The organism is Streptomyces sp. NPDC054813 (assembly GCF_053611365.1).
On sequence record NZ_JBSHAF010000019.1, the window covers coordinates 204,074 to 216,214 of the forward strand.

Consider the following 12,141-nt stretch of genomic DNA (forward strand, 5'->3'; position numbering starts at 1 on the left):
GGATCCTCAACTCCTCCACGGCCCGCTTCTCGATCTGCCGGATTCGTTCGCGCGTGACTGCAAACTTCCTCCCGATCTCCTCCAACGTCCAGGCTGTGCCGTCGATGAAGCCATGTCGCAGCAGAAGAACATTCCGGGTTCTCTCCGTGAACATGCACGCATCGAACAACTGGAAAAGTTCCTCGCGTTCAAATTCTGACCATAGTTCCTGTTCCGGACTCGGAACGGGCTGAAACTCATCGACGACCAACTCCCCTAGAGACGTCTTCTCGGCGACGGGTTGATCGAGCGACAGAACCACCCGATGTGCCAACCTCAAATACTCCGTCACCTTTGCGAGACTGAGTTCGCACGCCAAGGACAGATCATCTATATTGGGGATTCTTCCCTGATCAAGAAAGGCTTGTTCCCGCTTCCGTACCTTTTCTACGTCGCTCCAGACGTGAACCGGAAGCCGAATCGCCGCCTCTTCGTTGATCACGGCTCTGGTGATGCGTTGCCGAACCCACCAGGTGGCATAAGTGGAAAACTTGCACCCCATGGAGACGTCGAACTTCTCTATGGCTCGAATCAGTCCTACCATGCCGTGCTGCGCAAGGTCCTCGTACATGGGGCCACCTGCCCAGCGCCCCATGCCGCGCAGGATCTTGTGTACCAGCCGCTGATTGTGGATGACCATGGCAGACGCTGCTCTGTAAGCCTCGCTGTCTCGCGGAAGTGTCGCCAAGTAGCCGTCGGGCAACTCATCCGAGGAATTTCTTGTTCCTCGGAACAGAAGGCAGAGCCCCACTTCTTCTTCGGCACTCAGCAGACGCCGGTGCGGGTTCACTCGCCGCCGATCGACCTCGAGCAGGCGGCGAGCGGCGCGACGGGCCGCTTCCATGTCGCCGACACGCACCGTCCCTCGAAGGGACTCGAGGTCCGGGGCCGCCTCTTCTTCGTCGAAGGAATCCAGGTCGTCGACCACCTCGTCGAGACCGGTCTTTTCCTCGGAAGCTGGCTTCTCCATGACGTCCGGGGGGTCTGCTCCGTGCTCGGCTTCCTCCTCTGCCTCCACCACGGCTTCGTACAAGGCCTGGGACTGTTGCGCGTCAAGGCGTGCAGCCCTGATCACTTGCATCAGGGCTGCGCTGCGCTCGGCTCCTTCGTCCGTGAATCGACGTATGAGCCCGACGAGCAGATCCCCACCGGATTGATCCAGCCGGATCCCGGATGCATCGTCTCGCTCCGTGGTCATCACGCCCCCGCGCCCCTACTTCGTCGCTGCTCCGTCGTAGTCCATCACCCAGCGGGCCGTCACTGCCAGCACTTCCTCGCCAGAGGCCGCGCGCCGAGGATCTGTCACTCGGTATTTTGAGGACGTCTGGGCGTGACCATGGGGAGAGTTGATGCGAATCATTCCGAGCGAGATCTCGAGCAGCACGAGGAGCCAGGCCGAGCGCGGTGTGTTCGCGGCACTCAAGGCGATTCCCGATGACCAGAGCGTCGCGCTGCACACGGTTCATCTCCCCAAGCACCACAAGAAACGTGTTGGCGAGATCGACTTCGTCGTCATCATGCCCGACATCCTGCTCTTCATCGAGGTCAAGGGCGGTGGGGTCCACCACCGCGACGGAAAGTGGTACTACGGGCCACCCGGTCGCGAAGAAGGCCCCAAGGAGAGCCCCTTCGCCCAGGCCAGCGGAGGCATGCACGAGTTCGAGCGGGAGCTCAGCGCCCTGATCGGGGACTTGAGGGACCACGGCGTCCCCAGCGGATACCTCGTGATCACCACGGACGTCGACATCCAACGCACGACCGAGTTCGAGCCCCAACAGTATCTGGGCGCCACGGCGTACAACGGAGGACGCGGTCTTGCACAGGGCATCGAACGAGCCACTCGCTTCTGGCTGGCTCGGAACAGGTGGGCCCACACCCCTGTCTCTGCCTCCCTGCGCAAGAGGATACTCGAGGCCGTCCGCCCGGATTTCGAGCTTGTGCCCAATTTGCACTCCCGACTGACACATCTCGACGTAGTCTTCGAACGTCTCACCGGCGAGCAGATCGACAGGCTCGACGAGCTGGAGTCCAATGCTCGACTCGTCTGGACCGGGGGCGCCGGCACCGGCAAGACCTTCCTCGCCGCTGAGGCGGCGCGCCGCAAGTCCGTCACCGGCAGTGTCCTGTTCACCTGTGCCAGCACCACGCTGGCTGCCCACATGGACCGGATCCTGACGGGCGACTCGATTACGGTCCTGCCCTTCGACCGTCTGGACGAAGTTCGAAGGCGCACCTTCGACCAGCTGATCGTGGACGAGGCCCAGGACTTGATGACTTTCGAGTGTCTGGACACCTTGGACGAACTCGTCTCGGGCGGCCTCGCCGAAGGCAGTTGGCTCTTCATGCTCGATCAGAACAACCAGGTACTGGCCCCGGACTCGTTCGACCCCGAGGCCTGGGACTACCTCCGCCCCCTGGGCCTCGTGTACGGGCCCATGAAGCGTAACTGCCGCAACACCGTGCAGATCGTCAAGCAGGTCCATCACTACACGGGAGCCGACCTGGGGGTCGCGTCCGCGGGTGAGGGCGAGCCGGTCCTCTTCGCCGACGCGCAAGACGTTCGCGAGGAGGCGGTGGTCCTCGACGCCTACGTCGACGAGCTCGTGCGGGAGGGTGTCTCGCTCCGTGACATCACGCTGTTGTCTGCTGCCGGGGTGTGGGAAGTGAGCTCGGCCCGTCTGTCACAGCGAGCCTCGAAGATCGAGCGATTCTCCGACGTTGTCGGAACCGAACGCACGAAGCACCGTCTCACCTGGTCCTCCGTCACTGACTTCAAGGGCCACGAGAACCATGTCGTCTGTGTGATCGATCTCGAGCCCGAGCATCTCGAGGGCCGTCTTGACGCGCTTTACGTCGCCCTTACCAGGGCTCGCGCCCAGCTCTGGGTCGCTTGCCGCCCCGGAACCCGCCGGACGCTAAAGGAACTGGGTATAACCGTGCTCACGCGGGAGGGACGTCTCAAGTGAACGACTCCGCATCACAACTCTCCGTCTACCGCGCCGACTTCGTGGCGTACCTCAGAAAGCAGTTGGTCGGACCGGCAGGTCCCGAGGACGAGACGATCGTCGACCCGCCCGACCGCCGGTACCTGATGGGCACGTTGTATCCGCGGGGTGCCTCCTTGCTGGAGCAGGCGCAGGACGACGGCGAACAGGACTTCAAAGAGACTGAAGCGGGAAACGGCGAGGAGGACAGCTTCGCCGACGATCCGGTGGCAGAGGCGAATGCATGGCTTCCGTCCTCGCTCGGCTTCTCCTTCTTCACCAACGCTAGGTACATCAAGGTGACATGTGCGGCCTCCCGCTACCTGACATTTCGGGAGGGGGGGCGTCGCAGCTGGCGAAGGCAACCGCGACTCTCCACGACCGAGATGGTGTCGGCGGAACGAACGACGCCGATTGGCGTTCTGGACGGTCACGGCTTTCTTCATGTCCGATGGCGCCCCTTCGGCAACGGACATCTCATCACATGCGTGCTGGCGAACGCCCATGACGAGGAGGAGAGCACGCACAAGGACCGCGAATTGATGCTGTTCCAGGCCGAACTTCGGGCGACGACACTCGATGGATCCTCCATCCTGGAGTACCCGAGTACCCGTCTCAACAGTCGCGACGAGGAAGAGCAGGAACTCCGGGTCCAGTATCGGAACATCGTGACCAGGGCCGTAGGACACGGGTGTGCCGTCGAGTGGGACTACCAATCCGACCCCGTCACCACCGTGCGTGCCGAGGTCATGCCACAACAGGTGGTCGAGCGCATCAAGCCCGACGGCCCCAAGGACCTACCGGTGCTCAACCTCGCGTATCTTTCCCAGCCGGATCTCACCGTGGACGACTTGAAGACCGAACTGCACTCCTTCGTCCTGGGCTATCGCAAGTGGTTCGACACCCAGCGGTCGGATGCGGATTCCCTGCAAGCGTGGGCTGCTGCGCCCACTGCGCGCATCCTTGAACGCATCGGGACGGCAGCCGACCGCATGACGTCGGGAGTGGAGGCTCTTACGGCATCAACCCCCGCAGGAACCAAGGCACGTGAGGCCTTCCGACTGGCCAACCGGGCCATGGCGCTCCAGATGCTCCACAGTCGCCCAGAACTGGCGGGCAGCCGTCGCCGTAGAAACAGCGAAGTGCTCGAACTGTCCGAGCCCGATGGCGACTACGCATGGCACCCGTTTCAGCTCGCCTATTTCCTGCTCGTGATCGAGGGCCTGATGAAGCCCGAGCACGAGAGTCGCAGGACAGTCGACCTCATCTGGTTCCCAACAGGCGGGGGCAAGACGGAGGCCTACCTCCTTACCGCCTGTTTCGAGATCCTCTGGCGCCGGTTGACGTTCGGTGCTGCTGGGGGCGGCACGGCCGTTCTGAGTCGGTACACGCTGAGTCTCCTCACCACGCAGCAGTTCCAGCGCACTGCAACGGCAGTCTGTGCCCTGGAGTACATCAGGAGAGGGCACGACGGAGCGTTGTCCCATGAGCTGGGGCGGGAACCATTTTCCATCGGTCTCTGGGTGGGCAAGGAGACGACGCCGAACAAGATCTCGGCCGCGCAAGACGAGCTGGATGCCCTGAAGCAGATGAACACTCCCGATGATCGCTTCCTGCTCGAGCGTTGCCCTTGGTGCGGTACCGAGATCGTCCCGGAACGGCAGGGGCAGGATCGCGACTTCGGCATCCGGGCGGACGGAGTCACCACCTCTTTCTTCTGCCCGCGCGACGCATGCGTCTTCCACGAGCTGCTCCCCGTGTCCGTCGTGGACCAGCAGATCTACAAAGAACCGCCGACGTTCGTCCTGGGCACCGTGGACAAGTTCGCGCGACTGGCCTGGGAATCAGAAGCGGGCAACCTTTTCGGCGGGAACGGCAAGCGTGCTCCCTCGCTCGTCATCCAGGACGAGCTGCACCTCCTGGCCGGACCTTTGGGAACCACGGTCGGTCTGTACGAAGCAGCCGTCCTCGAGCTCTGCACCCGCGGCGGCACCATGCCGAAGGTCATCGCGTCCACAGCGACGATCCGACGCTCGCAAGACCAGATTCGCAGCCTCTACGGTCGACCCGCACAGCTTTTCCCTCCGGCGGGGATCAACGCCGGTCACTCCTACTTCGCCTCGCCCGACAAGGACAAGCCCGGACGTCTATATGTGGGTGTCATGGCACAGGGCCACACCGCCTCGACGTCGACCGTGCACGTGGGAGCCGCCGCGCTCCAAGCCCCGAAGGAGGTCTGTGACGACGACAGCCTCCGTGACGCGTACTGGACCACGGTCGCCTATCACAACAGCCTGCGGGAACTCGGCAGAACCGTCACGATCGCGCGGGACGACATCCCTGCGCGACTCGAGCATCTGACGAAGGACGACACTCAGCGACGCGGGCTGAACGACGACTCGGTTGTCGAGCTCACGAGCAATATTCCGCGCGCTGCTCAACCACGACTGCTCGAGCGTCTCGGCAAGAGCTTCAAGGAAGCCGGCAGCGTTTCCTTCCTCGCCACAACCAACATGCTGTCCGTGGGCGTCGACGTTCCGCGGCTCGGCCTCATGCTCATGAACGGACAGCCCAAGACGACTTCGGAATACATCCAGGCCACCAGCCGCGTAGGTCGTCGTCATGTACCGGGGCTGATCGTCACCCTCTTCCGCTCGACCAAACCGCGTGACAGATCGCACTACGAGTCGTTCGGCGTGTACCACCGCTCGCTCTATCGGCATGTCGAACCCACCAGCGTCACACCGTGGTCCATGCCCTCACGTAAACGGGCCCTGCATGCGGTGCTGACCATCCTTGTGCGACATCGAATCGGGCTGGACGCGGAGAACAAGGCCGGAGACATCCTTGATCACGCGGATGAAGTCGCCAGGATCCGCGACCTCGTGGTGGATCACGCGCGGCGAGCCGATCCGGAGGAGGCCGACGCCGCAGCCGAGCAGCTGGACTCCCTGATTGAAGCCTGGATGCAGGAGGCCGAGATCGCGCGCGGCGAGGGCAGCCGTCTCTACTACCAGCCCCAGGGACGGCTGCACCCGTCGCTCCTCAGGGACTTCGGCAAGCAGGGTGGCCTGTGGGAGACGGCGCAGTCGATGCGCAACGTCGACCGCGAGTGTCTCGTCAGCGTGAAAGGAACATGAGGGTCGTGAAGGATATTCGTCGCAAGGTTCGCAGGTCGCAGACCATCGTCCCGTTCGGTGTCGGTGGAATCCTCGATCTGCGAGGTGAATCGTTCGTAGCCGCCGACATCCGTAGTTGGGCAGCGAATGCCGAGCGGGTGGATTCACCACGGCTTGCAAGGAAGTTGGGAGTCGAAGGCTTCAGGTCGGCCCCCGTCATCCCCTCCGGAAAAGCCGCTTACGCGAGCCGCAGCGGCCCCTCCTACGTGCGGTTTCCCAAGTGGCTGTTCTGCCCTCAGTGCAGGGAAATGGAGTTCTGGCGCCTGGAACGCGAGCAACGGGACAGGCAGCCGACCTGCGGGCGCTGTGCCGGGAAGCCGCAGCTGGCTCCGATGCGTTTCATCCAGGTATGCAGGGCGGGCCATATGGCCGACATCGACTGGCGCAGATGGGCCCACTCCAGGAGCGAGGGTCATGCTCAGCGCCAATGCCAGGTTCGTCGGCTCCGGTTCCTCGCCACTCCCGAGTCGTCCGGACTGGAGGCGCTGCGCGTCGTCTGTGCCGTTTGCCGAGCCGGTCGCAATCTGGCAGGAATCAGCCAGAAGAACATCCTCAAGCAGACAGGCGTGGAGTGCCCGGGAACGCACCCCTGGCAATACGAGACCGACGAGGCGGATCCCTGCGAGGAGACGCCACAAGCGGTACAGCGGGGTGCTTCCAACGTGTACTTCCCGATCACCCACTCGGCGATCGACATCCCGGCGCCGGCGGGCCTGTCCGAGGAGGACGAATCGACCCAGAAGGTCGTCAATCACTCCCTGTGGCCAGACTTCAACAACGAGTACGGCAGCCCGATCTCCGACGCCTTCAGAGCTGTGATCGCCAACCAATGCGAGGTCACAGAGGAGTTCGTGGAATCTGTGCGACGCCGCCATGCTGACGAAGCATCGTCGATGTCGTCTGCCGGTCAGGACGAGGACCTCAGTATCGCCGAGTGGGCGGCCTTCTCCGCTCCGGAATCCGTCGCCGATTCCAAGACGTTCTCCGTGCGTCGGACCCATCTCGGGGTCGGCCGCGAGGCCCCAGGATCCATGCAGGAGCTGTCCGCGGGCATAACCGCCGTGGTCGTCGCCGACCGGGTACGCGAGGTACGTGCGCTCCAGGGATTCTCGCGGTATGAGCCCAGCTCAGGTGACGACGAAGAGGGCGAGGGCGGGCGCGTTGTGTCGGTCAACACGCAGACCAGGGCCCGATGGCTGCCCGCCATTGAGACCTACGGCGAAGGCATCTTCATCGCCATCGACGAGCAACGCGTGAGCGCCTGGGAGAGGCTTGATTCGGTGCGCGACTGGACGCGACGCATCATGCGCAACATGGACGCCTCCTTCAAGGCCGACCGTCTTAGGGAAAAGACGGGTCCGGACCTTCTTCCGAGATTCGTGATGCTGCACACGCTGGCCCACCAATTCATCCGCCAGCTCTCGTATGACAGTGGATACAACGCAGCGTCGCTACGAGAACGTGTCTACGCTCGAAGTCACCCGCAGGGGAGTGAACTTCTGCCTCAGGCTGGTGTGTTCATCTATACAGCCGCCGGGGACGCCGAGGGGACGCTGGGCGGGCTCGTACGCCAGGGGCAGCCACCGAACCTCGTCGAGACTTTGATCCGACTGCTCGAATCGGCGCAGTGGTGCTCCCAGGACCCACTGTGCGCCGACTCGACCGGTAGGTCTCTGGCCAATCTCAACCGTGCCGCCTGCCATGCCTGCACGCTTCTTCCCGAGACATGTTGCGAGATCGACAACTCCCTCTTGGACAGGACGCTGTTGATCGGCGACGGCGAGGTCCCAGGGTTCTTTCGCGGAGTTGTTCAGGCCGCACTTGAGGAGTCGGCAAGAGCCGTCGATGTGCCGTGAAGATCCCTTCCCTCCTCGACCTCAACACCGAGCAACGGGCAGTCGTCGACCTTCCGTTCCACGGAAGTCACGTCGTCACTGGGGCACCTGGCACCGGAAAGACCATGATGGCCGTCTACCGGGCCTGGGCGTTGACAGTTGCCGGGCGCGACGTGGTTCTCTTCACGCACTCCAATCTGCTGCATCAGTACCTCGCACAATTGGCGCCGGACCTCACGGAGGGCCTGAACGTCACTACCTACCATCGGTGGTTCAGGGAGTTCTGGCATAAGCGCTTCCGGACCGATCCCCCGCTGGGCGGCGACGATGCTTTTGGCTACGACTGGGTCGGTATACAGCGAGAGTGCGTCAGGCAAAGGGTGAGATCGAACGCACATCTGGTGATCGACGAGGGTCAGAACCTGCCCGTCGCCTTCTACCAGTTGTGTCACATCCTCGGTGTCGGCGTCACCGTGTTCGCAGACGAGAACCAGCGGATCGGCGACGACGACAGCAGCCTGTCCGAGATGCGACGGTTCCTTGGCGCACCGGCCGTTCCGCTCGTACTGCGGGAGAACCGTCGGTGCAGTCGGGAGATCGCGATCCTCGCGTCAGAATTTCGAAAGGAGTCCCGGGACACGATGCCCTTGCCGAAGCGCGTCGGTCCCACCCCCACCGTCCTGAAGGTCCCATCCGTGGAGTTTCTCCTCGCTAGAGTTTCTCAGTGCTTCAAAGCCCACCCGGAGCGAAGCATTGGCATCATTTGCAGGTCGACGAGACTGCTGCGGGACGTCCAGAGCAGGCTCACGCACCTTGGCCTGGCGAAGTACACCCAGGCGTATGTTCACGACGATCGCTACCGGAATACCATCAACTTCTCGACCCGCCCGATCCGGATCGTGACCACGGCCAGCATGAAGGGCTTGGAGTTTGACAGTGTCTTCGTGCCGGACTTGGACGCGTACGCAGAGGACCCGACCAGCGTGGACGCCCGTCTTCGACTTTTCGTGTTGTGTACACGCGCTCGCGAGGATCTTCACTTCGCCTACCGCGGCCCCGAAGAACCCACCGTTCTTTCGAACATCCCGGAATCCTTGTTGGTACGCCACACCGGTTGATCGTGTAGCTAGTCACACCGTCCCGGGTCGGGGGGTCATCTGTCCGTGAGCGGGTGCCCTTTCAAGTCGCGGTGACCGCGGGTCTTCACCGGCCCGTCAGGCTTCCAGAACTCCAGTCTCTCGGCGGCTTGCTTCAGCCTGCCCCTGGCCTTGCTGCCGCTTAGCTCGGGTTCAAGCACATGCTGCAGCACGTGCAGCGCGAGCCTGGGAGGCACGGCGTTACCGATCTGTTGGGGTACGTCGTTGCCGCTCCAGGGGTATTCGACGGGGAACGTCTGGAGCACGCCGGCCTCGGCATGGGTGAAGCGGTCGAATTCTGTGAGGTCGTCGTCGGTACCCTTGTGAACCAAGCGGTTCCGCGACACCTTTCCGGTGATCGTGGCAGAAGGGACGTCGTGGTCGCGCCGACCGCGTGCCTCGGGGTCCCCACCGGTCCCATAGTTCGAGACGACGGTGAAATCAGGACGCTTGTACACCTTCCCCGGTGAGACCTTCTGCGCCTTCTCGAGTGCCAGTTCCATGGAAACCCAAGGCTCTTTGGGAGCTTCTTCGGAATCCTCTTCCGAAGCTTCCCCAAAGAGGGTGTCCGAGTGGCGTGCTTTCAGTGGCATGGAGCGGCCTCCGGGCTGGTAGCGCTCGTGGGTTTCGGGCACGTCAAGGAGAAGATCGGCAGGGAGCCCGCTCGGAGGGGCGGTCGGAACGAGACGGGCCATCAGTACCGCACGCCGTCGAGTCTGCGGAACGCCGAATTCCTCGGTGTGCATCAGCTGCCTCCGGGTCCGATATCCGAGGGACGCGAGCACCTTGGCGTACTCCTTCCATACCGGCATCACCGCAGGCACCTGCTCCAGGATGACGGCTTCGTAAGGCTTCGAGCCGGGGCGCTTGCTCCGTTCGATCACCCACCAAAGGGGCTGCAGGACCAATCCCGTCCGTTCGTCGCCCAACTCCTCGAGATTGTCCTTCAGTATCTTGAGCCCGTCGGCAAGATCCCAGAACTCCTTGAGTAGGCCCTTGAGTTCGTCATCGTTATCCGGGACCTTAAGATCCTTCGGAGCCTTGAGCCCTTTCAGGAAGGTCTTGACCTGGTTCGAAGACCGTCCGAGCTCTTCCAGCCTGTTCCTCATGGCCTTACGGTTCGTGGCCCTGAGCTCCTCGACCTTGCGTTTCTCGGCCCTGACCTTCTTGGCCTCGATCTCTTTTCGCCGGAGCTCCTCCGAGATCCTCCGCCAGGTTCGGAAGATCTTCATCCAGTCCGGGTTCTCGGGACGCACGACTTCGTGCAATTGCTCGATGTACTCCACCACCTGGTCCAGCGCACGTCGCCCCGCCCCGTGCCCGGCGACGGTGAAGGTCTGACAGGGAGGTCCACCAGTCAGCACCTGCGCAAGAGGGAAGAAGGTTGCACGGTAATGCCGGACATCTCCCTGAAAGGTGTCCATCCCCGCCGCTTCACGGGTGGCACATGCCCCCGCGTCCCATTCGATGCCGGTGACCTCGTACCCGAGGACGTGTGCCGCCACATCCAGCCCACCCGGGCCCGCAAATAGGTCCAAAATGCGGAAACCTACAGGTGGGGAGTATTCCTTTTCGATGTGGCTCATGGGCTTGAAGTGTAGCCGGCGTTAGAGGGTGATGGTCCCTGTAATGCCGCTGCCACCCACGCGACCCAGCGCCTCTCCCACAGCTGGCGGCGCGGTGTGCCTACCTGTCGCTAGCGGTCGGCCTTGCCGCTGGCGAAGAGCCAATCTCGGGGAAACTCTGGCGGACGGCCGTGTGGTTCACCGTCATCCCGTCCAGTCTGTCGTTGCCCTGGGACGGATCCCGCTTGATGTCGGGACCGCGTGGCTCGCTCCCGAACGATTTTTGTAAACCCCGTTCGTCGCCACTTCGCCTTCGTACCGGTCCGAAGTCAGGCCCCCCGTGCGTCTTCGATCCGCCTGTCAAAGGTGGCGCCACGCTCGCCGCCTGGGCTGGTTCGTAGGCGAGGAGTGAAGTCCGCCTGTTCCAGGCCCAAGGCAAGCCGCTCGCTTCCGGGTGCACATCGACGAACGTAAAATCGGTCATCGAGCCCTCCCTCTTGATCGCCTTCGATCCACGGCTGCGCGGCGACGTTGGACTGTCTCGGCGATGCGCAACGCCACCGCGTCGGGCGCCTCGTGCTCCCAGAACCGTAAGACCTCCCACCCGGCGGCCACGAGGTGTTCAGTAGTCTCCGCATCTCGAGCCATGTTGCGGTCCAGCTTCTGGCGCCACCACTGTTCGTTCGACTGCGGTTGCGTTGCGTGCTCCGGGCATCCGTGCCAGAAGCATCCGTCGATCAGCACGGCTAGCTTGATCGACGTGAACGCAACGTCGATCCGGCGTCGGGCCATGCCCGGCACCGGGTACTCCACCCGATATCGCAGCCCGGCCGCGTGCAGCAATCGTCGTACGGCTAGCTCGGCCGCAGTGTCTTTGCGCGCCTGCTTGCTCATGCGGGCGGAAACGGCAGGAGAGGACGGGGTGACGTCTGGCACGGGAGCATTTTGCCAGCGGCGGGTGGAGGACACGTAATGAGCTGAGCGCTCTGCCTGGGCCGAGGCCAGCGTCCACGGGCGAAGACCGGGGCCGCCGCCCGCTTGTTAGCAGTGTCGTGCCTCCGCGTCCCGCCTCAAGGGCGCTCCCGCTCCGCTGCGCTCCGCGTCCGCGTCGGCTGCGCCGATGGCCCTTCGGGCCACCCTTGACCCGGGCCGCTCCAGCACGGGGTAGAAGCGAGCGGGCGGCCCGGGGAAAGTGGGCGGCTTGCCGGGGTGTGCCCGGGGGTGGGCTGCGCTCTTGGTCGGGGTTGAGGGCGCGCCGGGTCGTCCGGGCACGCCGGGTGGGTTCGGCGGCGGGGAGGTGGTGGGTGGTCTAAGAACTCCTAACGAAATGAGTGGGCGCAAGTCCGGGTCACTGGTCAGCTGACCGGACGTGCGTCAAGATCGCTTCATGCTGATGGGACGCA

At 63.4% G+C, this 12,141-nt stretch carries 6 protein-coding genes and 1 pseudogene; 4 read left to right on the forward strand and 3 right to left on the reverse strand.

The window, feature by feature from the left end:
- Positions 1-10 precede the first annotated feature (10 nt).
- Positions 11-1,237, reverse strand: a pseudogene (locus tag ACWGJB_RS33470) (sigma-70 family RNA polymerase sigma factor); the annotation flags it as partial.
- Positions 1,238-1,388: 151 nt separating this feature from the next.
- Here ACWGJB_RS33470 and ACWGJB_RS33475 point away from each other — a divergent pair.
- The 4 genes from ACWGJB_RS33475 to ACWGJB_RS33490 are packed head-to-tail and all read left to right on the forward strand — an operon-like array spanning position 1,389 to position 9,155.
- Entirely contained in the window at positions 1,389-3,005 is a 1,617-nt protein-coding gene (locus ACWGJB_RS33475) for an NERD domain-containing protein (protein ID WP_453383788.1), read from the forward strand.
- The gene (locus ACWGJB_RS33480) at positions 3,002-6,163 is read left to right on the forward strand and encodes a helicase-related protein (RefSeq protein WP_453383789.1); all 3,162 of its coding nucleotides are present in this window, start codon (positions 3,002-3,004) and stop codon (positions 6,161-6,163) included. The genes ACWGJB_RS33475 and ACWGJB_RS33480 overlap by 4 nt, the downstream gene beginning before the upstream one ends.
- 5 nt (positions 6,164-6,168) lie before the next feature.
- Positions 6,169-8,058 carry a DrmB family protein gene (drmB, locus tag ACWGJB_RS33485; RefSeq protein ID WP_453383790.1) on the forward strand — a complete coding sequence of 630 codons (1,890 nt, stop codon included), beginning with the start codon at positions 6,169-6,171 and terminating at the stop codon, positions 8,056-8,058.
- A complete protein-coding gene (locus ACWGJB_RS33490) occupies positions 8,055-9,155 on the forward strand; it encodes an AAA family ATPase (RefSeq protein ID WP_453383791.1) in 1,101 nt (366 codons plus the stop codon). The genes drmB and ACWGJB_RS33490 overlap by 4 nt, the downstream gene beginning before the upstream one ends.
- Positions 9,156-9,190: 35 nt before the next feature.
- On the opposite strand, the gene ACWGJB_RS33495 is transcribed toward ACWGJB_RS33490, so the two are convergent.
- Together ACWGJB_RS33495 and ACWGJB_RS33500 are read right to left on the reverse strand one after the other, a co-directional pair.
- On the reverse strand, positions 9,191-10,759 hold the full coding sequence (locus tag ACWGJB_RS33495; RefSeq protein WP_453383792.1) for a DNA cytosine methyltransferase: 1,569 nt from the start codon (positions 10,757-10,759) through the stop codon (positions 9,191-9,193).
- A gap of 459 nt (positions 10,760-11,218) precedes the next feature.
- Positions 11,219-11,632 carry a very short patch repair endonuclease gene (locus ACWGJB_RS33500; RefSeq protein WP_453383805.1) on the reverse strand — a complete coding sequence of 138 codons (414 nt, stop codon included), beginning with the start codon at positions 11,630-11,632 and terminating at the stop codon, positions 11,219-11,221.
- Between the last annotated feature and the right edge of the window lie 509 nt (positions 11,633-12,141).